General features: G+C 57.8%; 19 protein-coding genes, 1 tRNA gene and 4 pseudogenes. 11 read left to right on the top strand and 13 right to left on the bottom strand.

Annotated elements, in window-relative coordinates; genetic code table 11:
* Positions 1-33: 33 nt before the first annotated feature.
* Complete coding sequence (locus C5F71_RS24510; RefSeq protein WP_104912177.1) at positions 34-639, bottom strand: LysE family translocator; 606 nt, start codon at positions 637-639, stop codon at positions 34-36.
* A gap of 65 nt (positions 640-704) precedes the next feature.
* Here C5F71_RS24510 and C5F71_RS24505 point away from each other — a divergent pair, with 65 nt between their 5' ends.
* From C5F71_RS24505 to C5F71_RS24485, 5 genes and pseudogenes are all read left to right on the top strand, one after another.
* Complete coding sequence (locus C5F71_RS24505) at positions 705-1,622, top strand: LysR family transcriptional regulator (protein ID WP_104912176.1); 918 nt, start codon at positions 705-707, stop codon at positions 1,620-1,622.
* Between the two features lie 24 nt (positions 1,623-1,646).
* Positions 1,647-2,015 (top strand): annotated as a pseudogene (locus C5F71_RS24500) (LysE family translocator); the annotation flags it as partial.
* Between the two features lie 215 nt (positions 2,016-2,230).
* Positions 2,231-2,737 carry a hypothetical protein gene (locus C5F71_RS24495; protein ID WP_135948267.1) on the top strand — a complete coding sequence of 169 codons (507 nt, stop codon included), beginning with the start codon at positions 2,231-2,233 and terminating at the stop codon, positions 2,735-2,737.
* A complete protein-coding gene (locus C5F71_RS24490) occupies positions 2,727-3,473 on the top strand; it encodes a hypothetical protein (RefSeq protein ID WP_104912175.1) in 747 nt (248 codons plus the stop codon). Before C5F71_RS24495 ends, C5F71_RS24490 begins: the two co-directional genes overlap by 11 nt.
* A gap of 209 nt (positions 3,474-3,682) precedes the next feature.
* Positions 3,683-3,958 (top strand): annotated as a pseudogene (locus C5F71_RS24485) (LysE family translocator); the annotation flags it as partial.
* 109 nt (positions 3,959-4,067) lie between these two features.
* Here the strand turns inward: C5F71_RS24485 and C5F71_RS24480 are convergent.
* Complete coding sequence (locus C5F71_RS24480) at positions 4,068-4,958, bottom strand: LysR family transcriptional regulator (RefSeq protein WP_029294881.1); 891 nt, start codon at positions 4,956-4,958, stop codon at positions 4,068-4,070.
* 165 nt (positions 4,959-5,123) lie between these two features.
* On the opposite strand from C5F71_RS24480, the gene C5F71_RS24475 reads away from it, so the two are divergent.
* The 4 genes from C5F71_RS24475 to C5F71_RS24460 all read left to right on the top strand — a co-directional run bounded on the left by C5F71_RS24475 (position 5,124) and on the right by C5F71_RS24460 (position 10,341).
* On the top strand, positions 5,124-6,206 hold the full coding sequence (locus tag C5F71_RS24475) for a 4-oxalomesaconate tautomerase (RefSeq protein ID WP_104912174.1): 1,083 nt from the start codon (positions 5,124-5,126) through the stop codon (positions 6,204-6,206).
* Positions 6,207-6,249: 43 nt separating this feature from the next.
* Complete coding sequence (locus C5F71_RS24470) at positions 6,250-7,563, top strand: dicarboxylate/amino acid:cation symporter (RefSeq protein ID WP_104912173.1); 1,314 nt, start codon at positions 6,250-6,252, stop codon at positions 7,561-7,563.
* A gap of 133 nt (positions 7,564-7,696) precedes the next feature.
* Positions 7,697-9,001, top strand: a complete 1,305-nt coding sequence (locus C5F71_RS24465; RefSeq protein ID WP_104912172.1) for a CitMHS family transporter — start codon at positions 7,697-7,699, stop codon at positions 8,999-9,001.
* Between the two features lie 95 nt (positions 9,002-9,096).
* Positions 9,097-10,341 (top strand): OprD family porin, encoded by a 1,245-nt coding sequence (locus C5F71_RS24460; protein WP_104912171.1) that lies wholly within the window; start codon positions 9,097-9,099, stop codon positions 10,339-10,341.
* 292 nt (positions 10,342-10,633) lie between these two features.
* On the opposite strand, the pseudogene C5F71_RS24455 reads toward C5F71_RS24460, so the two are convergent.
* A pseudogene (locus tag C5F71_RS24455) lies at positions 10,634-11,101 on the bottom strand (DJ-1/PfpI family protein); the annotation flags it as partial.
* Between C5F71_RS24455 and C5F71_RS29770 the strand changes: the two are divergent.
* Positions 11,090-11,215 (top strand): annotated as a pseudogene (locus tag C5F71_RS29770) (integrase); the annotation flags it as partial. The pseudogenes C5F71_RS24455 and C5F71_RS29770 overlap by 12 nt on opposite strands.
* Positions 11,216-11,400: 185 nt before the next feature.
* On the opposite strand, the gene C5F71_RS24445 reads toward C5F71_RS29770, so the two are convergent.
* From C5F71_RS24445 to ggt, 4 genes are all read right to left on the bottom strand, one after another.
* Positions 11,401-11,889, bottom strand: a complete 489-nt coding sequence (locus C5F71_RS24445; protein WP_104912170.1) for a hypothetical protein — start codon at positions 11,887-11,889, stop codon at positions 11,401-11,403.
* A gap of 255 nt (positions 11,890-12,144) precedes the next feature.
* Positions 12,145-13,167, bottom strand: a complete 1,023-nt coding sequence (locus C5F71_RS24440) for a ParA family protein (protein WP_104912169.1) — start codon at positions 13,165-13,167, stop codon at positions 12,145-12,147.
* Positions 13,168-13,746: 579 nt separating this feature from the next.
* Positions 13,747-13,820 (bottom strand) — tRNA-Cys (locus tag C5F71_RS24435).
* A 229-nt stretch (positions 13,821-14,049) separates the two neighbouring features.
* Positions 14,050-15,774, bottom strand: a complete 1,725-nt coding sequence (gene ggt, locus C5F71_RS24430; protein WP_104912168.1) for a gamma-glutamyltransferase — start codon at positions 15,772-15,774, stop codon at positions 14,050-14,052.
* A 145-nt stretch (positions 15,775-15,919) separates the two neighbouring features.
* Between ggt and C5F71_RS24425 the strand changes: the two genes are divergently transcribed.
* Positions 15,920-17,206, top strand: a complete 1,287-nt coding sequence (locus C5F71_RS24425; RefSeq protein WP_029294857.1) for an MFS transporter — start codon at positions 15,920-15,922, stop codon at positions 17,204-17,206.
* A gap of 560 nt (positions 17,207-17,766) precedes the next feature.
* On the opposite strand, the gene C5F71_RS24420 is transcribed toward C5F71_RS24425, so the two are convergent.
* The 6 genes from C5F71_RS24420 to nosR form a co-directional block, all read right to left on the bottom strand.
* On the bottom strand, positions 17,767-18,270 hold the full coding sequence (locus tag C5F71_RS24420; protein ID WP_240160348.1) for a nitrous oxide reductase accessory protein NosL: 504 nt from the start codon (positions 18,268-18,270) through the stop codon (positions 17,767-17,769).
* Positions 18,271-18,295: 25 nt separating this feature from the next.
* Positions 18,296-19,126 (bottom strand): ABC transporter permease, encoded by an 831-nt coding sequence (locus C5F71_RS24415; protein WP_029294854.1) that lies wholly within the window; start codon positions 19,124-19,126, stop codon positions 18,296-18,298.
* A complete protein-coding gene (locus C5F71_RS24410; RefSeq protein ID WP_092237407.1) occupies positions 19,123-20,034 on the bottom strand; it encodes an ABC transporter ATP-binding protein in 912 nt (303 codons plus the stop codon). The genes C5F71_RS24415 and C5F71_RS24410 overlap by 4 nt, the downstream gene beginning before the upstream one ends.
* On the bottom strand, positions 20,034-21,293 hold the full coding sequence (locus tag C5F71_RS24405; protein ID WP_186352617.1) for a nitrous oxide reductase family maturation protein NosD: 1,260 nt from the start codon (positions 21,291-21,293) through the stop codon (positions 20,034-20,036). Before C5F71_RS24405 ends, C5F71_RS24410 begins: the two co-directional genes overlap by 1 nt.
* Before the next feature lie 239 nt (positions 21,294-21,532).
* On the bottom strand, positions 21,533-23,455 hold the full coding sequence (gene nosZ / locus C5F71_RS24400; protein ID WP_029294848.1) for a TAT-dependent nitrous-oxide reductase: 1,923 nt from the start codon (positions 23,453-23,455) through the stop codon (positions 21,533-21,535).
* A 38-nt stretch (positions 23,456-23,493) separates the two neighbouring features.
* A complete protein-coding gene (gene nosR / locus C5F71_RS24395; RefSeq protein WP_104912165.1) occupies positions 23,494-25,674 on the bottom strand; it encodes a transcriptional regulator NosR in 2,181 nt (726 codons plus the stop codon).
* Between the last annotated feature and the right edge of the window lie 28 nt (positions 25,675-25,702).

Here is a 25,702-nt window from a genome sequence, read left to right as displayed (position 1 = left end):
AAGCGTCAGCTGGCTTCCCCAACGCGCTCGCCTTCAAGCCATTATCAGCAGTACGCCGAAACTCACCAGCAAGGCACCAAAAATCCGGTCGATCCATTGTCGTGCGGCCAATAACCTATCGCGCACTGCCCCAGCGGAGAAACACAGCGCGATAAGGCTGAACCACACTACATGTGCCCCGGCGATAAATAGCCCATAACCGATTTGTACGGACAAACCAGTGTCCGGCCTTACGACGCCCATAAACAGGCTGACGATGAAGATCGATGTCTTAGGGTTCAACGCATTTGTCAGAAACCCCGTACGCAGCGCTTCCAGATCCGACAGGGCAGGAGGTGGCGCGTCCAGCTGTTCAACGGCCGGCTTGGAGCGCAGCATCTTGATCCCCAAGTAGACGAGATAAGCCGCTCCAGCCAGCTTCAACACATTGAACAACCAAGGCGTCTGTTGCAGCACCAACCCCAAGCCAAGCAGCGTGTAGCAGACGTGAACCAGCACCCCTAGGCCAATTCCCACAGCGGTGAGCACGCCAGCCCTTCGAGACAGGAGCAAGCCGTTGCGCGAGACCATGGCGAAATCCGGCCCTGGGCTGATGCACGCCAGTAGTGTGATGGTGATTACTGCTATCCATTCGCTCATGTTGTACCCTTTGAATTATCGGTCGCATAGGCCATGTTTACAGATCCTTTGCTCGGGTAATAACGATGATTCCTGAAGAAAATAGTGACTATAAATCACTGATTTCTGAGGCTCGCCTGCCATCGCTGCTTGGCTTGCGCTGCTTCGAATCAGCCGCACGCCTGGAAAATTTCGCCCGGGCGGCTGACGAGCTGCATCTGACACCCAGCGCCATTAGCCGCGCAGTGCGCCTGCTTGAAGAGGATTTGGGCGTTGAGTTGTTCGAGCGGCGTAGCCGAAAAGTGTTTTTGAACGATGCCGGAAGACGCCTGGCAAAAGCCGTGAGTGACGGGCTGGGGTTGATGAGCCACGCCGTTCGCGAGATACGCAGCGATGCCCGCCGAGCTCGCCAGCTTGTCTTGTCCTGCGAGCCAACGCTGCTGATGCGCTGGCTGATCCCTCGTTGGAGCGACTTCCAAACCCATCACAAAGGGCTGGATATTCACTTGGTTGCCGGCGGTGGCCCGTTCTCATTCAACCAGGGTATCGACCTGGCCATCCGGCGCGACGATTTCCCCTGCCCTCCCGGCTACCATACCGAGACGCTATTCCCAGAGAAGGTCGGCCCCGTTTGCCGGCCAGAAAAGGCAGGTCAGTGGTTTGGCAAAAACGGCAAAAAGCTGCTCGCCTCTGCCCCGCTGCTGCAGACAGCCAGCCGGCCTACGGCATGGCAGGAATGGGCTTACGCAAAGGGACTGCCCACTCCCGATAAGGAAATGCAAACGTTCGAACACTTCTATTTCAGTATCCAGGCAGCGGTTGCTGGCCTTGGCGTAGCCATCGGCCCCTGGCACCTGGTGCGCGACGATATCCAAAGCGGCGTGCTGGCCGCACCATTGGGCTTTGTTGAAGATGGTTCGCGGTACTGCCTGCTGTCGCCTACAGCGCTCAGGCCGGGTAGTGTGGAAATGGAACTGCTTGAATGGTTACAGGCTGTGGATTGATGCCCAGCAACTCTGGAGATGCATATGGACTTGGCAACACTCGCGTTATTCCTGCCGGCCTGCTTTGCACTGAATATGGCGCCAGGGCCCAACAACCTGCTGTCCATCAGCAATGCAACACGCTACGGATATCGCACAGCCTGCATGGCAGGCGTCGGTCGTTTGCTGGCATTCACGATCATGATCGCACTTGCCTCGGCGGGCTTGGCCGTCGTGTTGCAAACCTCAGAACTTGTCTTCTACGGGATCAAAATAGTCGGCGCGGCGTACCTCTTCTACCTGGCGTATCAACTGTGGAACGCCGCACCGCAAGCAGAGGCCGAATCAGTAAATGCTCGGGTGGGGCTGTGGGGGCTGGCTAGGCAGGAATTCCTGGTCGCTGCTGGCAAGCCTACTGATTGCCAATATAAAACGAGATGTCCACTTCGGTGCATAGACACTCCTCAGTAGACAAACTCTCCACATTGCAATAGCTTACAAATACAGTACTGGCATATCGATGCTAGAAATCAGTAGCTACTGCTTTGGGGAATCACATGGACGAACGTAGTAGATTTAGATTTTCTGCGACGGATAGAACGATAGAGTTAGAGGGCTCAGAGACGTTCGTGACCCAGCAAATTTCGGAATTGAAAGAGGTGATAGCTTTTTTCATCACACAGGAGCAAACGTCCCCTGCCAATACACAACCGGTCATGACACTAACAGATGTTACAACCACTGAAACTGTCACTGCCTCGATCACTCAAGTCAGTGAACGACATACCGTAGGCATTGAGACGTACCCTAACACTTTCGATTCTCTCGAAGGGGCTTTAAAACTAATATCTGACATACCTGGCGACAACAAAAAAATAATAGCTAGAAACGCCGCTTTAATTTACGGTTACGCATGCAGCCTTCAGGGTAAAGACACATTCCCAAGCGAAGAAGTACGCCAAATATGTATCAACCACGGCGTCCTTGACGCTGCCAATTTCGCGAGATCTTTTGATGACAAAAAATTATTTATAATAGGAGGTGTAAAAGGCGGTAAAAAAACATTAAAACTTACGATGGCCGGAAAAAAACTAGCGCTTCAACTAATTGAAGAAATCGAAGCAAATGCCAATTAAACAGCTATTGAGCAATGAACACCCAGCTCATCTCGTAGAGGCGCTTTATAAGTCTTACAGAGAAATCGAGAGAAACTACCAACTTTCAAACTGGAAAATTGCTGAGCTCGACGCAGGACACTTTGTCGAAGCAGCTTTACGCATCCTGGAGCACAAATTACTCGGCACGCACACACCGCTATCAACAAGCTTTGGCTCATTCAACCAAAATATTTTGACCAAATTCGAAAATGCATCAGGCCATGAATCCTACCGCATACTGATTCCTCGCACCCTTTTTAGCGTTTACTGCATACGGAATAAACGAGGCGTCGGGCACTTAGGTGAGGTGTCTCCAAATCAACTTGATGCAACTTATATAATTTATTCCACAAAATGGGTTCTGGCGGAACTCTTGCGATTATCATCATCCATCTCCCCCGAAGAAGCGAACGATATGATCCACCAAGTTATCGAACGCCAGATAGAAGCAATTTGGGATGACGGTGAAACCTTTATGATCTTAAATTCAAAAATAAAAACCCAAGATAAAATCCTGATGATTTTATATAAAAAAGACAACATTATTGATTTAGAGGTACAGCGCGCTACCGATTATAAAAACACATCTGACTTTAGAAAAATTCTAGTCAACTTAAAAAAAGAACGACTAATAGATTATACATCGGATAAGCGTTGCAAGCTTTCTCCTTTGGGAAGCAGGAAAGCCGAAGAGATTCTTTCCTCAAAGACTTAACAACCTCATTAATGCCCTGTGCCAAATAGTTAGCCCAATACGGTAAAAATTTCACACGCTGATTGTACTGGAGCATTTCGATCATTTGACCCCAAAGCCGTGTAAATACGGAGGCTCAGTGCATAATCTCCACTGCATTCACAGGGCGTGATTGGCATTGAATGGTATGGATTGGCGTACGGTTTACCCCTCCCTCGCTCGACCCCTGCTTCATGAGAGCCATAGGCAACCCCAAAGCCATTCTGATCTTTACCGCGTTCTTGCCTCAATTCGTTGACCCCACGGTAGATGTCGGCTCCCAATTCACACTGCTTGGATTGCTGTTCCTGGCACTGGAGTGGATTGCGATTGGCATCTACGCATACATCGGATTGCACATGCGCCGCTGGTTCACGCAGCCTCGCGGCAAGAAGATTTTTAATCGTTGCTGTGCCGGTTTGTTGTCCGCTGCGGCCTCGATGCTATTGATGGCGCGGCGCGCCTGATCATCATCGACAATACAAAAACGGACAACATGAGGGACCGATTTACGCTCGCAGAGCGGGCCCCTTTTTAGATAAAAAATCTGCCCCTTTGTGCTCGATTAGCCCTGGCTCACTGCGGCCATTGCTCAAGCAGTATCGAGACGAATTTTTCCGCCGCTGGCGAAAGCGATGAGCCGCGGCGGTAGACCAAGCCCAAAGAGCGGTTCACAACCGGCTCAATCAAAGGGACGCTGACCAAGGTGGGATGATCTTCAGCCGGCATGGCCAAGCTCGGCATCGCCGAAACCCCCAAACCAGCCTCCACCAGGCCCAACGAAGTAGAGAGGTGCTGGACTTCGTAGAACCATTGCGGCCGCCAACTCAAGCCCGACAGGGCGTGGTCGAGCAACATGCGGTTGCCGCTCAGGCGCCCTACCCCGATCAGCCGGTAATCGCTCAATTCAGACCAGGTGACCGAACTGCGCCCTGCCAATTCATGATCACGCCGGCACGCCAATACAAAAGGTTCGCTGACCAATGGCACGAACTCAATGTCCGGGTGCTGCCCACTCATCATGTTGATACCGAAATCGGCTTCCCCCCGCAGTACCGCTTCAAGCCCCTCATTGGCACTCAAGTCCAGCAGTCGGATGCGGATTTTTGGGTAGCGTTCGTTATACAGGCGAATGACTGAAGGCAAGAAATAGAAGGCGGCAGTGGGGATACATGCCAGCGTTACCCGGCCAATCTGGCGTTCAGCCAGTTCACGGATATTGAGAATCGACTCATCGAAGTCATCCAACAAACGACGCGCCTTGGGAAGAAAGTCACGCCCAACGCTCGTGAGGCTGACCTTACGTGTGGTGCGATCAAGCAAAGAGGTGCCCAACCCCTCTTCCAGTTTTTTTATCCGGCGACTGAGTGCAGGCTGGGACAGATGCAAGGCGTCAGCTGCTTCGTGAAAACTACCAAGTTCGGCGATTTTAACGAAAGATCGAATATCGTTCAGCTCATAGTCCATGTCTTATCTCATCAGCAGCAGGCGCCAGAAGAAGGCTCAGCGTAAATTCATCATTCGTAAAACGCAATAATCTCTTCAATTTTTGCATTTGATACATTTTTTAAAGCTTGAGACTCTTGCTCCAAGAACATCAATTACGTCGATTGATCAACAAGAGTCAGTATCATGCAAAGAATTCCCTGTGTGCTGATGCGCGGTGGCACCTCCAAAGGCCCAGTCTTTCTCGACTGGGATTTGCCGACAGCCATTGAGGCCCGTGACGAACTGCTGCTCAACCTGATGGGCTCCGGCCACGAACTGGAGATCGACGGAATCGGCGGTGGCAGCCCACAAACCAGTAAGGTTGCGATTGTCAGCCCATCGCTGCACCCGGACGCCGACGTTGACTACCTGTTCGTGCAAGTGATGGTTTCGCAACGTCGGGTCGACAGCGCGCCCAACTGCGGCAACATGCTGTGCGCCGTCGGCCCGTTCGCCATCGAACAGGGCCTGGTCAAAGGCACGCCGGGCCGCACCCGGGTCCGCATCCGCAACGTAAACACAGGGACCTTCATCAACTCCGACGTGTACACACCGGATGCCAAGGTCAGTTACGAGGGCGACACCGCGATCGATGGCGTGCCAGGTACCGCCGCGCCGGTACAACTGACATTCCTCGATGCGGCCGGCAGCAAGACCGGCAAACTCTTCCCGACCGGCAATACACAAGACGTGATCGACGGTATTGCGGTGACCTGCATCGATATGGCAATGCCCATGGTGCTGATCGAGGCCAGCCAACTGGGCAAGCGTGGCGATGAAAGCCCGGCCGAACTGGACGCCGACAAAGACTTCCTGCGACGCCTTGAGTCATTGCGACTTCAGGCCGGCCGGGCCATGGGCCTGGGTGACGTCAGCGACAAAGTGATTCCAAAGCCGGTGCTGGTCTCGCCCGCCAAAGCCGGCGGTACGATCCAGGTTCGCTATTTCATGCCACATAACTGCCACCGCGCGCTGGCCATTACCGGCTCGATTGGGTTGGCCACCGCGTGCGTAGTTGACGGCAGCATCGTCGCGCAGATGCTCGGCGGGATCAGTACGCCGCGCCTTGAAGCGGTGCGTATCGAGCACCCAAGCGGAGGAATTGATGTCGTATTGTCCTACACCGGCGTCAAGGGTGAGACAATTCAGGCCTCGGTCGTTCGCACCGCGCGCAGGCTTTTTTCCGGCTACGTCTATGCCACGGACTCTCAGCGCCTCGCCGGATAATTCCGGCGGCCGTTGGCATTTTTGCATCCGCACAATACTAAAAATGGGTGATGCCATGAAAGTTGTAAAATCGCTCTACTTCCAGATTCTATGCGCCGTGGTGCTGGGCATCGTGGTCGGGCACTTCTGGGCCCAGCAGGCCGTTGCACTCAAGCCGCTGGGCGATGCGTTCATCAAGCTCATCAAGATGATGATTGCTCCCGTGGTGTTCTGCACCATCGTCACCGGCATCGCCGGGATGAGCGACAAACGCTCGCTCGGCCGCCTGCTCAGCAAAACCATGCTGCTGTTTTTCGGCCTCACGGTGATCAGCCTGGTGATTGGCCTGGTGGCGGTGTACGTGTTCCAGCCGGGTGCTGGCATGAACATCGACCCCACCCAACTGAGCACCAAAGGCCTGGCCCAGTACACCGAGTCGGCGGCGAAGCTTGGGGTTGTGGAGTTTTTCATGCACATCATCCCGGATACCTTTATCGGTGCCTTCAGTAAAGGGGAAGTGCTGCCGGTCCTGTTTATCGCGGTGTTGTCCGGCTTCGCCTTGTCATCCCTGGGCGAACGTGGCAAGCCGGTGCTCGATGTACTCGAATCCGCCTCGCACATGGTGTTCAAGATCTTCGCGTACCTGATGCGTTTTGCACCGATCGGCGCTTTCGGGGCCCTGGCATTCACGGTCGGCCAGTACGGCATCACCTCGCTGGGCTCGCTGGCGAAACTGATCATGACCTTGTACATCGCCTGCGGCTTCTTCGTGTTCGTCGTCTTGGGCAGCATTTGCCGCGCCAACGGTTTCAGCCTGTGGAAACTGCTGCGCTACTTTCGCGAAGAGTTCCTGGTGGTGCTCGGCACCTCCTCCACGGAACCGGTCATGCCACGCATGCTGGAGAAACTCGAAGCGCTGGGCTGCAAAAAAGGCGTCGTGGGCCTGGTCTTGCCCACCGGCTACTCGTTCAACCTGGACGGCACGGCCATCTACCTGTCATTGGCGGCGATTTTCATTGCCCAGGCCTGCAACATTGACCTGAGCCTGACGCAAATCGTCACCATGCTGGCGATCATGCTGCTGTCCTCCAAAGGTGCAGCCGGCGTGACCGGCAGCGGGTTCGTGGCACTGGCCTCGACCCTGACGGTCATTCACGACATCCCGTTGGCCGGCCTCGCGCTGCTGATCGGCGTTGACCGCTTCATGTCGGAAGCGCGGGCGCTGACCAGCCTGGCCAGCAACGCGGTCGCGACGGTGGTGATTTCGATGTCCGAAAATGCCTGCCACCGCGAAACGCTGGCGCGGATGCTCGACGCAAAACCCGGTGCGGCACAGGCACAAGCCTGGGAAGACCAGAAGGTCGCCAGCCGCGTCTAGCGCAAACCACAAACACCTACCCCTGACTTGACTGACCCCCTTCCCCGCCAGGCGCCATTGTGCCGCCCGGCGGGTCAGGGCTCGTGCGCCTCGGCGTCAGCCATTCTTACGATAACAACAAGAGAATCGTCCTATGCTCGCTTTCCTTGGCTTGGCCATGGTGGTCGTATTCACCTTCCTCATCATGACCAAGCGCTTGTCACCGATCGTCGCACTCACCGTGGTGCCTATCGTCTTCGCGGTCATTGGCGGCTTCGGCGGCACCACCGGCAAAATGATGCTCGACGGCCTGAAAATGGTCGCACCGTCTGCCGCCTTGCTGCTGTTTGCCATCCTGTTCTTTGGCCTGATGATCGACGCGGGGTTGTTCGACCCGCTGATCCGCAAGATCCTCAAGCGCGTCAATGGCGACCCGATGAAAATCGCGGTCGGCACCGCCCTGCTGTCATTGCTGGTCGCCCTCGACGGCGACGGCACCACCACCTACATGATTACCTGCGCCGCAATGTTGCCGTTGTATAAACGCATCGGCATGAACCCGATGATCCTGGCGACCATCTCCATGCTGTCGTTGAGCATCATGAGCGGCATGACCCCTTGGGGCGGCCCCGCGACACGGGCCATCGCCGCACTGGGCCTGGATGCCGGCGAATACTTCGTGCCGTTGCTGCCAACCATGATCGGCGGCGCCCTGTGGGTAGTCTTCACCGCCTTCATACTGGGGCGTGCCGAGCGCAAGCGGATTGGCAACGTGCAACTGCAAAGCGGTGGCGGAGATTGCTACATCAACGCGATTCTTGAAGACACCCCGCACAAACGTCCGAAGCTGGCCTACGTCAACCTGGTGCTGGTGATTGCGGTATTGATCGCCCTGGTGATGGGCCTGATGCACTCGGCGATCCTGTTCCTGATCGGCTTTGTGCTCGCGCTGATGATCAACTACCCGCAATTGGACATTCAGAAAGAACGCATCCTGGCGCACTCGGGCAACGCTATGACGGTCGTGCTGTTGGTGTTTGCCGCAGGGATTTTTGCCGGGATTTTTTCCGGCACCAAGATGGTCGACGCCCTGGCGCAGACCCTGGTCGACTGGATCCCGCCGTCTTGGGGTCATCTGTTCCCACTGGTGGTTGCGGTCACCAGCATGCCGCTGACCTTCGTGCTGTCCAATGACGCCTACTACTTCGGTGTGGTGCCGATCCTGGCCAATGCCGCCGCGGCCTACGGCATTGATCCAGTGGAAATCGCCCGAGCCTCGATCCTCGGGCAACCGGTGCACCTGATGAGCCCACTGGTGGCCTCGACCCTGTTGCTGGTGGGCATGGTCGACCGTGACATCGGCGACTTCCAGAAAGCCACCGTCAAGTGGGCGGTGCTGACCTCCCTGGTCGTTACCGCGCTGGCCCTGCTGACCGGGGCTATCAGCCTGTTTACCTGATTCATCTTCCTGCTGCGTTCCAACGCGCCTCGTTCACGGGGCGCGTGCTGCCCTGCACGCCCAATAACAACAACGAGACGTTTGCCATGAACCCTATGTATACCCGTCGGGCCCTTTTTTGCGCGTTCAGCCTGGTACCCATCGCCGGTGCCAATGCCCAAGGCTTTATTGATGACAGCAAACTCAAGCTGCAACTGCGCAATGTGTATTTCAACGAGAACTTTCGCGACGAACACGGCATGAGCGCACGCGCCGCGAGAACGGCAAAAAGCGAGCGCACCGAGTGGGCCCAGGGATTGCTGCTCGACTATCAGTCCGGGTTCACCGCCGGCACTCTTGGCTTCGGCGTAGATGCCCTGGGGCTCTACGGCGTGAAGCTTGACTCAGGACGCGGTCGCAGCGGCACCGGGCTGATGCCGGTGCATGACGACGGCCGCGCAGCCGGCGAATTTGCCAGCGCGGGCGCCACCGCAAAAGCGAGGTTCGCCAACACCACCGTCAAGTACGGCACCCTGCTGCCCAAAACGCCGGTGCTGATTTACAACGACGCACGCTTGTTGCCCCAGACCTACCAGGGCACCCAGATCAGCAGCAACGACATTGAAAACCTGACCATCACTGGCGGGCACCTGGACCGTTTCAAATTACGCGACTCCACCGACAGCGTACCCATCGTGCCTGACGGCTACAGCGGGGGAAAATCGGGAGACTTCAACTATGCCGGGGCCGAGTACAAATGGGGGAAGAACACCCGCTTGAACTACTACTACGGGGAGCTGGAGAACTTTTACCGGCAGAACTTCGCCGGCATCCAGCACGACCTGCCGCTGGCCGGTGGCGTACTGACCGGCGACCTGCGCTACTTCAACAGCGTAGACAGCGGCTCGGCCTACGCAGGCAAAATCGATAACGACATGCTCAGCGGGCAACTGTCCTACGCGATCGCCGGGCATACCGTCGGCGGGGGCTACCAGACCCTGCGCGGCGATGCCGGCTTGCCCTACATCAGCGGCGCCACCGTGTACTCGTTCAGCAACGCCGGCATTGGCAAGTTCATCGAGGAAGACGAAAAGACCTGGATGCTCAACTACGGCTTCAACTTTGCCGCCGTCGGCGTACCCGGCCTGACCTTCGCTGCGCGCTACCTGAGTGGCAATGACGGCAAGTCCACCAGTACGGTCAAGGAGTGGGAGCGCGATACCGAACTGGCCTACGTGGTGCAGGCTGGCACGTTCAAGGGGCTGGGTGTGCGCATGCGCAACTATGTCTACCGCTCTGACTTTTCCCGCGGGCGCGACAGCAACCGCCTCTACCTCACCTATGACATTGCCCTTTGGTAAGTCGACGATCGCGGCCCTTGCGGCCGCTTTCCTACAGGTTCTGCGCGATTCATGCCGAGGTTTCGAGAAATCGTCATCTAATGACGCTGTCAGCGGTGAAACACGGGCACTGGCCAATTCTGGTTATGCCGTGTCGCCTCACCTGTGGTTGCCGCTCCTCTGCCCTTAGACTACTGGCTGTCTACCCCGAACGACCGCTATTGCTCGTTCACTTCCTTCAGACAGCCAGCAATCGGCCATGAGCAGCCACTCGAACAAATCACCTGATCGGCTGTTTATTAGGACGACGCCGTCACCGATGTTCCGCTGCCAACATTGATCTGAATTGAGAAGTGATCTCGCAAGATAGCCCGGCAGCTTCGAACACTGCGCAGGTGAAGCTAACGGGTGCAGGGCCTGGAGCAGTTATGATGCGGTCTGCAACCAAAGCCACTGGACTGCTTCGATAAAGCGTGCCCCCCTCATAACCTACGGCATTCTGTTGCAGGAAGTCAGCGCTGTTCGATGTATGAGGAACAGTGTTGAGAAGGCCAGCCCTGGCAAGTGCCACCGTTCCCCCACAGATGCCAGCAATTGTCGCTCCAGTTAAGCGACTAGCATGCAGAAACTCTCGAACATCTGGTGCTTCTTCACGCTCCCAAACCATTCCTCCAATGACGACAACAACGTCCGGTTTCCAGTCCAGACATTGTTGCAAATTGCTATCGACCGTTACGGCCAATCCACCCTGCGAGCGAAACTGCCCCGTATCCGGCCCAAAGCTGCTAGCGAGATCGAGCTGACGCACGCGAGCCGCCTACTAGGTCACTCCACAGAGGAAATGACCAAGAAGGCATATCGGCGAATTGGTGAAATTGTGAAGCCTACGAAATGACCCGTTGCTACTTGTACGATAGGCAGAAAACGGCCAGAAGCTGACTGTCAGGCCATATCTGGTTTCGGCTAATATCAGACACTCATCTTCCGCAATTCAAATCAAAGCGACTTTTTCAACAAAACCAGTGGAAAGCTGCCATTAGGGTTGGCAGTTATTCGACCTAAAGTATTAAGTGTTCTATGTTAGGTGGCATATTTGTCGGAAATTGCAATGTTTCCGCTCTCAGCCTCACCCTTTGATTTATCCCATTCGCGCTTCAGAAGAGTTTGCATATCGAACTCGAACTCCTCGAGTTCTGCTTTTAGTGAATCTAATTTTTTATCCTTTGCATACACCGCTATGGCCTGGAGTGCACGTAGGATCTTCGCATCAAGCTTATGACCGGGATGGCCGTTGAGTCGGAGTCGAATTAGAACCCGGGTTCGCTCGAATTCATTATTATATTCTTCGTTCGGCTTAGATGTATCGGCCAACTGGTTTGATAGCACAACATATGCCGCTGCGAGTTCTCGCATGTCCTTGCGCCATTGCGCTCGTTCATTTGTTACAACCTTAGTACGAACATCAAGCTGGGTGTCCTTTGACTTTCCAAATGCACTAAAAAGCGAACCTATAAAACCGAGAATGGAACCTATCAAGGCGCCCACAAATCCGAATACTGCAGTTTCCATCTATTATTCCTTCTTCCAGCTCAAATGCTCAAAACTTTTCAAAGCGGCTTTTGAATAGCTTTTTTTCGTAAACTTGTAAGGGCCTTTTACTGCTAGCTATTATCGTTGTTTGCCCTCAACGAAGGACTCTCACGGGGGGGGGCTGCCTCGTTCTAAAGCAGACGGTTTTAATGACATCATAAGGCGGATAGGTCTAGCCTTGCAAAGAACGGGATCTATGTGAAAGATCCCGTGCATTTGAAAATTTTAAAGTTACTAAGCAGTTAGATTTCTTACGGTTTCGGCAAGCCTTTTAAAGGTTTTATTGAAATCGTCGCGACTTATTTTCATATTATCAAGTATATTTCCACCTTGCTCAATCTGTACGTCAGTTAAAGCATAAACAGGTACATTATGCTTTTGCGCCTGAGCTATTAGCGAATTGAAGTCTGCAATATTCTCAAGATTGTACGGCTCATCTCTTACTGAGTAATCATTGAACAACCCTTCATTTATAGTCATGCCTAAGGGTTCCAGAACTGGAACTAGAGACTCTGCCACTTCGTTATTAATAATATCAATCCATCGCTGAAATGATTTTGCAGGCGCTCCGTTTCTAGGTCGGTATTTTTGAGAAATAATACCAATGAATTTTGGCGGATTCATTGGTAAGTGGTAAGTGAATTCTGGATCTCTGAACTCAGTTACTTCCTTGTTCCACTTTGGAATTACGCGCGTGAGGGATTTTATAGCTTGCGCGCAGAAAAAGTCAGGCGCTGTAGGGACGATAAAATAGTCGCTCGACATCAGGAGGCATTGATTCAACGCTCCGACGCTAGGACTCATATCAACTATTACGTAATCATATTCATATTTTTCGGCTGTTGCCCTAATGCACTGTCCAAGCACTCCAGGAATGTTTCTCATCGCGGGCAATTTGAGTGCGGTAGTTAGCGCTACACTGATCTGGGTTTCAGCTTCAGAGAGTTGGAGATTGCCGCATAACAAAGACAAATTAGGGTGAGCTGTTTCTACTGGAATTGCCTCAATATGGCGACCTTCGCCGTTTAACACTGGCAATATGCAGCTATAAAGATCGCAGTTAGGGTTTTTTGCGTAAAAGTCTGAAGTGTCATCGATAGAGGTGTAGCCTAATACCAGCGCAGTTAAGTTGCATTGAGGGTCGGTATCAACAATTAAAGTTCTATAACCTTGTTCCGCTAACATCCAGCCTAGATTAAAAGTGGTTGTTGTTTTACTTACGCCACCTTTGTGATTGAATAAAGAAATAATTTTCATGCGGAGTCCTTTAGCACGTTGAGAATACAAAACTAGCGCTTTGCCACTAGGTTGTCTAGATTAATATTTTCTGATTTGGGAGTAGGGAGTGACGACTTTTTTCACATAGAGACGCGCGGCGACTGCTAAATAGGCGCCTTTTTCGGAGTTACGACTTTGTGTTAAGGCATCTGCCGCAAGATATTCGATAGTTTTTGATCAGCCGGGATGGCGGTCTCGGCCAAAGTCGATTTCAGCCCCCTTATTGAAGCGATGATCTGGAGCTTAAGCAGAACGTACTAGCGATTGGTAGCCATCATTGCGGCCAAAATATAGCGATCTCAGCTAATTTCACCGTCGGTCGAGGTTTGATACGAACTAGACATGACTGACCGCTATTGGCCGTTAGTGGACACTCAGCCTCCTTAGTCTCGGGCACAATCCCACGTCCAATGGAGGAGAGCCATACCGATAACGGCTTCTTGCAATTTCCCGAAAAAAGGTAGGGTTGCGGAAGCGATCCGAAAAATTGCGGAAACGATGACCAGATGGCAGACAATAAAAAACCCCGTAGACGTTAATCTACGGGGCTTTCAAGAGTGGAGGCCGAGGTCGGAATCGAACCGGCGTAGGTGGATTTGCAATCCACTGCATAACCATTTTGCTACTCGGCCTCAAACGATCAATGCCACAACCACCGACATTCACCGCATATAAACTTGAGTGGGCTATGTGAAGCTTGCCTCTACTCTATCTCATTGAAAACATTGAAGTTTTTTATGCCTCAGTGCGTTCGATGGCGGCAATTATGTACTGATTTGCCGGGACTGGCAACCCCTTGATTTCAAAAAATATTCTTCTGTGAAGCAGAGCAAGGGCGGCTGGCCCCTGCCCTGCCTGGGGTTAGTAGCCCAATGACAGCCCGGTGTTGCGCCGTGGGTCGTTGGCGCCGTAGAAGCGGTTGTTGCCCACGGGTTTGCCGTCCAGGGATGGGGCGCCGACGAGGATGGCGGCCAGGTGGTTGGCGTCTTGGGGGCCGGCGAATTTGTGGCCCCAGCTTTCGAGGATTTTCTGGGTGTCGGGGCTCAGGGCGAAGGTTTCGAGGTTGGTGCTGTCGGGCATCCACTGTTGGTGGAAGCGTGGGGCGTTGACGGCTTCCTGGATGTTCATCTTGTAGTCGATGACGTTGAGGATGGTCAGCAAGGTGGCGGTGATGATGCGGCTACCGCCCGGTGTGCCGATGACCATCACAGCCTTGCCGTCCTTGGTGACGATGGTCGGGCTCATGGACGACAGTGGCGCCTTGCCTGGGGCAATGGCGTTGGCTTCGCCCTGGACCAGGCCGTACATGTTGGGCACGCCGACCTTGACGGTGAAGTCGTCCATCTCGTCGTTCAAGATCACCCCGGTCTTGCTGGCCATGACGCCAGCGCCGAACCAGTCGTTGAGGGTGTAGGTCACCGAGACTGCGTTGCCCCATTTATCGACGATGGAGTAATGGGTGGTGTTGCTGCCTTCATGGGGCGCGACGCCGGGCTTGATGGCCGTGGAGTCGCCAGCCTTTTGCGGCTCGATGGCGGCGCGCAGTTTGGCGGCGTAGTTCTTGTCCAGCAGGTGCTCCACCGGGTTCTGTACAAAGTCCGGGTCGCCCAGATAGCTGTTGCGGTCGACGTAGGCGTGGCGCATGGCTTCGATCTGGTAATGGGTACCCTGGGCCGAGCCGTAGCCCAGTTCGGCCATGGGGTAGCCTTCGAGGATGTTCATGATCTGGCAGATCACCAGGCCGCCCGAGCTGGGTGGTGGCGCCGAGACTACGTGGTAGCCGCGATAATCGCACTCGATGGGCGCCAGTTCGCGGGTCTGGTATTTGTCCAGGTCGGCCTGGGCGATGATGCCCTTGCCGGCCTGGCTGGAGTCGACAATGGCCTTGGCCACCCAGCCTTTGTAGAAGCCATCGGTGCCCTTGGCGGAGATTTCTCGCAGGGTGCGGGCCAGGTCTTTTTGCACCAGTTTCTGCCCGACCTGCAGTGGCTCACCCTTGTTGAGGAAGATGCCGCGCAGGTCCTGGTCTTTTTTGAACTCTTCGGTGGCGCTGTGCAGCATGTCGATATCGCCCTGGTCGAGGGCGAAGCCGTTTTCTGCGAGCTTGATTGCCGGCGCGATGACTTGGGCGCGCTTGAGGGTGCCGTATTTGCTCAGGGCCAGCTCCATGCCGGAGACGGTGCCGGGCACGCCGACGGCCAGGTGGCCCTTGGCGCTGAGGCCGGGGACGACGTTGCCGTCCTTGTCCAGGTACATGTCGGCGGTGGCCGCCAATGGGGCTTTTTCGCGGAAGTCGAGGAAGGTCTTGCGCCCGTCCGCCAGTTGCACGGTCATGAACCCACCGCCCCCCAGGTTACCCGCCGCCGGATAAACCACCGCCAGGGCGTAACCCACGGCGACAGCCGCATCCACGGCGTTGCCGCCGGCCTTCAACACATCGACACCCACATGGGTCGCCAAATGCTGGGCCGTCACCACCATGCCGTTTTCACCAGCAACCGGGGCCTGGGAGGCCGCCTGCACACCGCTGAATGTCAGGACCAGGGCCGTCGCGATCAAGGTTCGGGTAAAGGGTTGGTAGTTCATCCGTGGATACTCTGTTTTATTAGAAGCATTAAACGTAGCTGCTTTCGCACGCCAACCCCAGTCAGGTGGCGCGTTTCAGACAGAGCTTGTCGGTGTCGGAATGCTATATTCGCCCCGCCCCACTCCTTGCCCATGAGACTCACCGATGCCCACGGTCGCCGACCCGATCCATGCGCTGTACCACAAGATCACCTGGAAGCTGATTCCCTTCCTGTGTTTCTGCTACCTGGCCGCCTATCTGGACCGGATCAACATCGGTTTTGCCAAGCTGCAGATGCAAGACCAGTTGCAGTTCAGCGAAACCGCGTTCGGCCTGGGCGCCGGCCTGTTTTTTGTCGGCTATATCCTGTTTGAAGTGCCGAGCAACCTGATCCTGGAGCGTGTCGGCGCGCGGATCTGGATTGCCCGCATCATGATCACCTGGGGCCTGCTCTCGGCCTGCACGCTGCTGGTCACCTCCACCACCCAGTTCTATGTCCTGCGCTTTTTGCTCGGCGTCGCCGAGGCGGGGTTCCTGCCGGGGGTGTTGTACTACCTGACCACCTGGTTCCCCACCCATCGCCGGGGGCGGGTGATTGCGCTGTTCATGATCGGCCTGCCGCTGTCCAGTGTGATTGGTGGGCCGTTGTCCGGCTGGATCATGAGCCACTTCGACCAGCTGGCCGGCCTGCGCGGCTGGCAATGGCTGTTCCTGCTTGAAGCATTGCCCAGCGTGCTGTTGGGGGTGCTGGCGTTCTGGGCGCTGCCCAATACCTATCACCAGGCCAAATGGTTGTCTGCCGACGAAAAGGCCCTGCTGCAACAGCAATTGCACGCCGACGCCAGCCAGGCCAGCCACAGCCCGCGGCGCTTTCGTGATGGGTTCTTCAACATTAAGGTGTGGATGCTCGGTGGGATCGATTTTTCGATCCTGCTCAGTGCCTATGCCATGGGTTTCTGGATGCCGACCCTGATCCGCAACGCGGGGATCAGCGACACCTTCCATATCGGCCTGCTCACCGCCCTGCCCAGCGTCGCCGCGCTGGCCGGCATGCTGCTGATCGGCGCCAGCTCCGACAAATACCGTGAGCGCCGCTGGCACATTATCGTGCCCTTTCTGGTGGGCGCCGTGGCCATGGCCAGCAGCACCTTCTTCACCCATAACGTGGTCGCCACCGTGGCCCTGTTTGCCGTGGCTTCGGCGGCGATCCTTGGCGCAGTGCCGGTGTTTTTCAGCCTGCCAGCGACCTTCCTCACCGGCACAGCTGCGGCGACTGGCTTTGCCCTGGCCTGCTCCCTGGCGAATATCGCCGGCTTGGTCAGCAACTCGCTGATGGGCCTGGCCATCGACCTGACCGGCAGCAGCGCCGGGGCGATGTGGTTCTTTGCCGGGAGCCTGGTGCTCAGTTGTTTGCTGGTGATCGCCTTGCCGGCGAAGCTGGTCAACCGTTAAGGGCAGTACCGCACAACTCCCCCTGTGGCGAGCGGGCTTGTCGGAACGCCGCATCGCCCGCGCTGGGCTGCAAAGCAGCCCCAATAAGCCCGCCGCGTTTCTACAGATAATCCGCGATGGCCGGGTTTAGGGCTGCTTCGCAGCCCAGCGCGGGGCAAGCCCGCTCGCCACAACAGCCGTGTCTGCTTGATATCGCCGGTTTGTTCTGTAGCACGTTGATGGGGCTGGCCATCGACCTTACCGGCGAGGTTGGTCAACCGTTAAGGGCGGTACCGCACGACTCCCCCTGTGGCGAGCGGGCTTGCCCCGCGCTGGGCTGCGAAGCAGCCCCAATAAGCCCGCCGTGTTTCTACAGATAAACCGCGATGGCCGGATTTAGGGCTGCTTCGCAGCCCAACGCGGGGCAAGCCCGCTCGCCACAACTGCGCTATCTGCCTGGATCTAGGCGTTGCGGCAAAGTTGTGTAGATACCTATGCTGCGATAGCGGTGTGTCAGCCGCCAGAAATGCTGACTGAACTGCCGCTATCGCGGGCAAGCCCGCTCCCACAGGAGAGCAGCCTCAATGGCCGCTATGGGACATACCTGCCGGCTGTTGTAGCAGCGCCAGGTCGATCTCCTCGAAACGCAACACCCGCCCGCCGGTGTCCGCCGCGACTTTCTGTGCCACCGCCTGCTCGGCAAACGAGGCCAGCACTACGCCCATGGCGCCCTTGAGCCCGGTGCCCAGCACGTAGTACGCCGTCTTGGCGTCGATCAGATGGGCATCATCCGGGGTGTCCCAATGACTGCGCCCCATGTCATGCACATACAGCTTTGACTGGGCATGATGGTTTTCCGGCTGCAACCACCAGCCGAGCATTTCTGCGGTCGAGCAAAACTTCTTCGCCGCGCCCTGCTCCACCACCTCGCCCTTGGGCCCCGGGAATTCGCTGATCACCATGCCGCACACATGGCACTCATCGGCCGGATGAAACGCCACCGGCCCATCACCCACACCCGCCGCCACCGGTTTGTCACACCCGACCAACAGCAGGCTCAACAGCAATACCAACCCGATTTTCATGCTCATCCGCTCCACTAATAAAAACTCAGGCTGCGCGCCGCCCAAACAGCCAATAGGCCCAGGCCAGCGGCCCTACGACCCATAAAGCCAGGCATAGCCACAACACCGCCGTCGGCACTGCCAGGTCGCCCGCCAATGCCATCACGCCCACCGACGCCGGGCCGGTATCGAAGCCCGACAGGTTGATCAGCCGGTACACATCCGCCGGGTTGAACAGCAACAACCAGGGCAGCAGCGTCGGGCTGAACTGGCCCTCGCTGATGACCAGCAGCGCCAGCAACGCCAGGTCGAACACCAGGACAAAAAAGAACCACACCCCCAGGGCCAGCCCGGCCGCCGTGGACTTCTCTGCCGAGACGGCGCTCAACACATACGCCAGCCCCAGAAAGCCCCAACCGAGCAAGGTCGACGTCAGCATGAATCGACCAAACGCCCACAGCAGAAGGCTGAACTCCACGTCATCCACCAGCAGCGCAATGGCGAGCATGGCGCAGCCAAAGCCAATGAAGGTCGCCAGGGCCAGGATCAACCCGTGCCCCACGAACTTGCCCAGCAGGATCTGCCCGCGCCCCAGGGGATAAGTGAGCAACAGCAACAAGGTGCCGCTTTCGTCCTCGCCCACAATCGCGTCATAGGCCAGCAACAGCGCAATCAACGGCATCAGGAAGGTCGCAAGGCTGGCCAGGCTGGCGATGGTCGCCGGGATCGAGGTGAAGCCCAGTTGCCCGGACGCCGCCGCACCGAGCCAGGCGATGCCGATGGCCAGCACCGCGAACAACAGGCTGATCGCTAACAACCAGCGATTGCGCAGGCCATCGCTGAATTCCTTGCGGGCCATGTTCCAGATCGGCGTCATAGGGCACGCTCCGCAGGGCTGTCCATGTAATGGCGATAGAGGTCCTCCAGGGAGGGCACGACGATTTCCACATCGCTGGGGTTTTCCTGGTCGAGCAACTGACGCAGCAGGTCCAGCTTGTTGCCATTGAACGCAGCCACTTGCAGGCCCTGCGCGCCCCAGCGCCGAGTCACGTGGCCGGCCTCGCTCCAGCGTTTTTGCAAGAGCGCCGCCCGTTGCAAGCCACTGCTGCGGATCAGAGTCGGCAACCCGGCTTCTTCGCGCAACGCCGCCAGGGTGCCGAGGGCCAGCAAGCGGCCCTGGGTGAGGATCGCGGCGCGGTTGATATGGGCTTCCACCCCCGGCAGCACATGGGAGCAAAGGATGATGCTGGTGCCCTGCCCGCGCAGGCGGTCGAGCAAGCGATACAAATCCTGGGTGGCAATCGGGTCGAGGCCCACGGTGGGCTCGTCGAGCAGCAGCAGGCGCGGCTCGCCAAGCAGGGCCTGGGCCAGGCCGAGGCGCTGGCGCATGCCCTTGGAATAGGTCTTGACCCGCCGCCGCGCTGCTGCGGTCAGGCCGACGTCTTCGAGCAACGTCGCGACCTGGCTCATCGGCGCGCCCTTGAGCCGGGCAAAATGCTGCAGGGTCTCCAGGCCGCTGAGTTGTGGGTAGAAGGTCACGTTTTCCGGCAGGTACCCGAGCATCTGCCGTACCTGCGGATCGCTGGGCGCCCGGCCGAACACCCGCACCTGGCCGCTGCTTGCCTGCAACAGACCGAGGATCAGCTTCATACTGGTGGTCTTGCCCGCGCCGTTATGGCCGAACAGGCCCAGCACCTCCCCGGGCGCCAGGCTCAGGTTCAGGTCATGCAGCACAGTGGCGTGCCCATAACGTTGGGTCACGCCTTGGATTTCGACGACAGGCATCATGCGGGCTCCTTGAGCAGGGAAAGCGTGGGGTCTTTCATCAGCGGATGGCTGTCCATCACCCCCGGCGACTTGATCACCGGAAACGCCCGCTGCACCCAGCGCAGCAACTCGATGCCGGGGCTGTTCATCAACAGGCGCACTTGGGGGTACAGCCACAGCAGGCGGTCGACGTTATCGTTGGGCTCGTAGGCCACATCCCCCAGGCCATCGCTGTTGCGGTCCCAGCCCAGGTAGTCGCTCCAGTAATTGCCCCGGCCATCCGCCGACCACTCCTGCAAACGTGTGGCCACGTACTTGACCTGGCGCTGGTTGCCGACAAAGGCGTTGCCGGCAATCCGGTTGTCTTCGGAGCCGGCCGTGAGGTGAATGCCCACCGCACTGCGCCCGAAGTGGTTGTGTTCGATGCTGTTGAACAGCGAGTTGTAGATAAACAGTGCCTTGCCTTCGGCACCGGTGATCATGGTGTCGCCCGTGGTGCCGTCGCGCACATCGTTGACTACGTTGTCGCGCAGGGTGGAATAGGTGATGTAGTTCATCAGGATGCCGTAGTTCTGATCCTCTTCGGAGCGATTACCGATCACCGTCAGCTTGCGGCTTTGCATCAAGGCGTAGCCGGTACGGGTGCGGCGGGTGATGTTGTCGAGCACCTGGTTGTCGTTGGCGAACATGTAGTGGATGCCATAGCGCAGATCTTCCAGGGTGTTGCCTTGCAGCAGGTTGCCATTGGAGGTGTCGATGTAGATGCCGTCGCGGGCGTCGCGCACCTGGTTGCCGATCACTCGCGCGCCCTTGACCGCGTACAGGTGGATGCCATTGCCCCGGTCCTGGGAGCGCAGGGTGGGGTCGCCCTGGATCTGGTTGTCGATCACGCTCACGTCCGCCGTGCCATCGACCCACACCCCAAAACCCTGGCCGCGCATATGGTTGCCCTTGATCAAGGTGCCGTGCGCCTTGGGTTGGATGAAGATCGCCGCGTTCATCGCGGTGAGGTCATGGCCCCAGTCGAGGAAGGTGCAGCCCTCGACGGTGACGTCGGCAGCGCTGATCAGCAAGCCATTGCCCAAGCCCTGGCTGTGGATCACCGCACCGGGTTCGCAGGTGAGTTGCAGGGGTTGGTCGATGCTGAAGGAGCCCAGGTAGTCGCCGGCGGGCAGGCGCCAGTGCTGCGGGCCTGCGGCTACCAACGGCAAGTCGGTGATGGGCAGTAAAGCGGCGCTGGCGGTGGCCGAAAATAGCAGCCACACACACCCGATCAATAACGTGCGGGGTCGAGCCACGGAGTATTCCTTTTGATCAAGACAGATCCCCTGTGAGAGCGGGCTTATCGTGGCGAGCGGTCTGTTGTGGCGAGCGGGCTCGCCCCGCGCTGGGCTGCGCAGCAGCCCCAATAAGCCCACTGCGTTTCTTCAGATAGGTCGCGGCGGCCGGGTTTTGGGCTGCTGCGCAGCCCAGCGCGGGCGATGCGGCGTTCCGACAAGCCCGCTCGCCACAGCCGTTAAGCCCGCTCGACCAACATGCGCCCTACCATCTCCATATGCAGCGCATGGCAGAACCAGCTGCAGTAGTACCAATGCAGCCCCGGCTTGTCGGCGATGAAGGTAATGGACGACGTTTGCTGCGGGCTGATTTCCATGCTCACGCCATGGTTGGTCATGACAAAGCCGTGGGTCACGTCCTCGATCTGGTCGATGTTGGTAATGGTCACCGTGACCTCATCGCCCTGCTTGACGGTGAACTCGGTCAGGCCATAGGTCGGCGCCATGGAGGTCATGTACACCCGCACTTTCTTGCCGTCGCGGATCACCTTGTTATCGGTCTCCAGCTTGATCCCGTCCTTGGCGGCGATGGCCACGGTTTCGGCAAAGAACGGGTCGTTGCGCTCCCAGATTTTCTTGGTCTTGATCTGGTCACGCCGCGCCATCACGCAGTCATGGGGTTCGGCGAAGGTCGGGCCGTCGTGGACCAGTTTCATTTCATCGCCCGAGATATCGATCAACTGATCGTTTTCCGGGTGCAACGGGCCGGTGGGCAGGAAGCGGTCCTTGGAGAATTTACTGAGCACCACCAGCCATTGGCCGTCGGCGTCCCGGGTTTCGGTGAGCGAGGCGTGGTTGTGGCCCGGCTGGTAGTGCACATCGAGCTTCTGCTTGATGTAGTTGACCTTCTCGCCGCCATAGGCGCGGATGGCTTCGGCGATGTTCCACTTCACCACCTGGCTGTCGATAAACAGCGTGGTGTAAGCAAAACCCCGGCCATCGTAGGTGGTGTGCAGCGGGCCCAGGCCCAGCTCCGGCTCGCCGACGACCACGCCGCGCGGGTCTTTGATCTTGTCGCTGAACAGGTCGTCGAGCTTGTCGATGGCAATGATGGTGCAGGTCGGCGACAGCTTGCCGTTGGCGATAAAGTACTTGCCGTCCGGCGAGGTGTTGCAGCCATGGGGGTTCTTCGGCACCGGGATATAGCGGGTGAATTCACTGTCCTTGCCATCGTCGCCCTTGCGCCCGTCCACCACCGGCACCTTGACCCCGTCGAGGTTGATGAACTTGCCGGCCTTGATCGCCGCCTCGATGCGCGGGATGTTGAACACCACCACCCAGTCGCGCTCGTTGCGCATCATGCCGCCCAGGTCGGAGGCCTTCTCGGAGTTGTAGCAGGTAGCCGCGGCGTATTTGCCGGTGTAGTCCATGTCGGCGTTGTCGAGGTTGCCATCGACGATGACCTGGAAGGCCATTTCCATTTTTTCTGCGTCGATGGCGTTGAACATGGTGAAGCTGTTTTTGTCTTGCAGGTCGAAGGTGTGGCCGTCATTGGGGTGCGGAATGATGAACTCGGCGTTGCAGAACACGTACTTGGTGTACGGCACCTTTTGCAGGCGCAGGCCGTGGATCGCCTGGGCGTTGGGCACGGTGACGATCTTGTCGCACTTCATGATGTCCAGGCGGATCCGCGCGACGCGGGTGTTGGCCTTGTCGTTGATAAACAGGTATTTGCCGTCGTAGCGGCCATCGGTGGTGGACAAGTGCGGGTGATGGCAATCACCGTTCTGGTACTTGGCGCCCTCGCCGAGGATACGCTTGCTCTCGTTGGTCAGGCCCCAGCCGGTGGCCGAATCGACGTTGAATACCGGGATGCGCATCAGCTCGCGCATCGACGGCACACCCAGCACCCGCACTTCGCCTTGGTGGCCGCCGCTCCAGAAACCGTAGTACTGGTCCAGCTCACCCGGGCCCACATGGATCTTCGACTTCGCTTCCTTGGCCGCCGCCGCAAAGGACTCGCGGGTAAACACCGTACCGCCGATGGCCGAGGCGCCTGCCAGCACCGCGCCGGTCACGGCGCCGGTGCCGAGGAAACCACGCCGGCTCATGCCTTCGGGTTGCGGTGTGGCCCCGGTTTTTTTCGATTCGCTGTCGTTCATGATGTGCTCCAGATGGGAAAAGTGGGTGCCCAAGGCCGTCATTCAGGCACCGCCACCTGCACCACCGGGATCAATTGCCCAGGGGTGGGTGCGGCCTTGTTGCGTTTCTTGCGTTTGTTGATCAGTGGCGGGCATTTGTGGTCGTTGTGCCAGGTCATCTGGCAATCGAGGCAGTAGTGGCATTCATTGGCGTTGATATGGCCATCGGGGTGGATCGCCTGGATCTCGCATTCCTTGGCGCACAACTGGCACGGATCGCCACATTCCTTGCGCCGCTTGAGCCAGTCGAACAGGCGGAACTTGCTCGGGATTGCCAGCGCCGCGCCCAGCGGGCAGAGATAGCGGCAATAGACCTTGCGCGTGAAAATGTTGATCACCAGCAGCACCAAGGCATAGGCGACGAACCACCACTGGCGGTCGAAATGCAGGGTGATGGCGGTCTTGAACGGTTCCACTTCGGCAAACCGTTCGGCAGTGGCCATCGACTCCAGGGACAGGCCAAACAGCCCCAGCAGGATCAGGTACTTGATCGCCCACAGCCGCTCATGCACGGCAAACGGCAGTTCGAACTGGCGCACCTTGAGCTTGCGCGCCGCCTCGTTGATCAACTCCTGCAACGCCCCGAACGGGCACAACCAACCACAGAACACTCCACGCCCCCACAACAGGATGCTGGCGGCGGTGAATACCCAGAGCATGAAGATCAGCGGGTCGGTGAGGAACAGCTCCCAGCGGAACTGCTGGAACAGCGCATGCACGAAGGTCAGCACATTGACCACCGACAACTGGCCCAGGGCGTACCAGCCGATAAACACCACGGTAAACAGCAGGTAACCGCGACGCACCCAGTGCAGCAGACGCGGGCGCCGGGCCAGGCTGTCCTGCAAAAACAGAATCACCGTCAACAGCACCAGGGCGGCGCCCAGCACCAGGACCTGCACCTGTTTCTGGTACCAGATCGTCAGCCACATCGGCCGGTTGGCTTCGTCGATGGCGGCCTGTTCCGCGGCGGTCGGCAGGGGCCGTTCCAGGTAGGCCTCGGGCATCTGGTAAGGCAGTTCAAAGCTGGTGAAGGTGCCGCTGACCGGGCCGGTCTGGCGCCGCACCAGCAACTCCAGGGTCCACGCTGAGCCTGGGTCGAACGCGGCCTGGGGGCGCACGATAAACACTGACATTTCCTCGAACTCGGGCATGCCCTCGGCGAATACGTCATACAGGCGCTGGTGGTCCATATCGCGAAAGCTGATGACGTTGCCGAACTGGCGCAACTGCACCCGATCAAAAATCCCGCCGCGCACGTAGCCCGAGCCCTTGAACGAAAAAACCCCGCGACCCAGCACCGCAATGGCCTGTTCGCCAGGCTTGAGGCCCTGCATCAGCACCCGGTACTGCGCCTCACCCAACAGGTTGCGGCCGATGGTCGGCGCGTTGAGGTCCGCCACATACAAGTCGATAAACGTCTCGTCGGCCTGCCCCGGCCCCGCCACTTCCACACCTTCGGCCTCGGTGCCCTTGAAGGCAGCGTCCACCTGGCCGCGTGTCAGGTGCAGGCGACGCACTGCGCCATTACCGGTCAATTGCGCCCAGTTGGCGGGCTCGAACAGATCAGGGCGCACCAGCGCGACTTTCTGCGCGGTGCTGGCCTTGTCCTCGATCAATTTGAGCGACACCGCCACTTCATGGGCGGCACGCATGATCACTTCATTGACCACCATGGCCGTAACGGTGGCACCGGCCACCGCATCCACGGTCACCGCCTGGCTGTCGCTGGAGTGCCCCACCACCACCCGCTGCCTGACGTTGATCCCACTGTAGCGCGCCGTGAAGTCATGCAACTTGGCCTCGGGAATGCCGATCAGCAGGATCGGCTCGTGGTGCTCCAGCACATAGGCATCACGGATCACCCCGGCCGGGTCGAGGATCACTTGGGTGTTGATCGGTTTGCCGGAGTACGCCGGGATATCCACCACGTCCAGGCTCTGGAACACGTAGCCGATCACTGCGCCTTTGGCCGACAGCGTGCGCACCTTGAACTTGCCTTCAGGGGCGGAAATGGCGTCTGCCTGGGGGAAGATCTTGTCGATGCGCTGCTGTTCAATCGCGCCGTAGGACTTGGCCTGGGCCGGGCCGGCCAGGCTGAACAGTAAAACCAGGACAACCAACCAGGTGACGGGGCTTGCCGCCAAGGTAGCGAGGGTCGAGGGCTTGGTGCGGTTCATGGGCTCACTGACTTCAACGGCCGGAATA

The sequence above is a fragment of the Pseudomonas sp. LG1D9 genome (genome assembly GCF_002949995.1).
GTDB classification, from domain to species: domain Bacteria; phylum Pseudomonadota; class Gammaproteobacteria; order Pseudomonadales; family Pseudomonadaceae; genus Aquipseudomonas; species Aquipseudomonas proteolytica.
Note: the sequence above shows the minus strand (reverse complement) of the source record. Positions and strands in the feature narration are given on the sequence as shown.

Bases quoted from the DNA above. Each gene is read 5' to 3' on its own strand.
- C5F71_RS24510 (WP_104912177.1), bottom strand. From the start codon at position 639: ATGAGCGAATGGATAGCAGTAATCACCATCACACTACTGGCGTGCATC.
- C5F71_RS24505 (WP_104912176.1), top strand. From the start codon at position 705: ATGATTCCTGAAGAAAATAGTGACTATAAATCACTGATTTCTGAGGCT.
- C5F71_RS24490 (WP_104912175.1), top strand. From the start codon at position 2,727: ATGCCAATTAAACAGCTATTGAGCAATGAACACCCAGCTCATCTCGTA.
- C5F71_RS24480 (WP_029294881.1), bottom strand. From the start codon at position 4,958: ATGGACTATGAGCTGAACGATATTCGATCTTTCGTTAAAATCGCCGAA.
- C5F71_RS24475 (WP_104912174.1), top strand. From the start codon at position 5,124: ATGCAAAGAATTCCCTGTGTGCTGATGCGCGGTGGCACCTCCAAAGGC.
- C5F71_RS24470 (WP_104912173.1), top strand. From the start codon at position 6,250: ATGGGTGATGCCATGAAAGTTGTAAAATCGCTCTACTTCCAGATTCTA.
- C5F71_RS24465 (WP_104912172.1), top strand. From the start codon at position 7,697: ATGCTCGCTTTCCTTGGCTTGGCCATGGTGGTCGTATTCACCTTCCTC.
- C5F71_RS24460 (WP_104912171.1), top strand. From the start codon at position 9,097: ATGTATACCCGTCGGGCCCTTTTTTGCGCGTTCAGCCTGGTACCCATC.
- C5F71_RS24445 (WP_104912170.1), bottom strand. From the start codon at position 11,889: ATGGAAACTGCAGTATTCGGATTTGTGGGCGCCTTGATAGGTTCCATT.
- C5F71_RS24440 (WP_104912169.1), bottom strand. From the start codon at position 13,167: ATGAAAATTATTTCTTTATTCAATCACAAAGGTGGCGTAAGTAAAACA.
- ggt (WP_104912168.1), bottom strand. From the start codon at position 15,774: ATGAACTACCAACCCTTTACCCGAACCTTGATCGCGACGGCCCTGGTC.
- C5F71_RS24425 (WP_029294857.1), top strand. From the start codon at position 15,920: ATGCCCACGGTCGCCGACCCGATCCATGCGCTGTACCACAAGATCACC.
- C5F71_RS24420 (WP_240160348.1), bottom strand. From the start codon at position 18,270: ATGAAAATCGGGTTGGTATTGCTGTTGAGCCTGCTGTTGGTCGGGTGT.
- C5F71_RS24415 (WP_029294854.1), bottom strand. From the start codon at position 19,126: ATGACGCCGATCTGGAACATGGCCCGCAAGGAATTCAGCGATGGCCTG.
- C5F71_RS24410 (WP_092237407.1), bottom strand. From the start codon at position 20,034: ATGCCTGTCGTCGAAATCCAAGGCGTGACCCAACGTTATGGGCACGCC.
- nosZ (WP_029294848.1), bottom strand. From the start codon at position 23,455: ATGAACGACAGCGAATCGAAAAAAACCGGGGCCACACCGCAACCCGAA.
- nosR (WP_104912165.1), bottom strand. From the start codon at position 25,674: ATGAACCGCACCAAGCCCTCGACCCTCGCTACCTTGGCGGCAAGCCCC.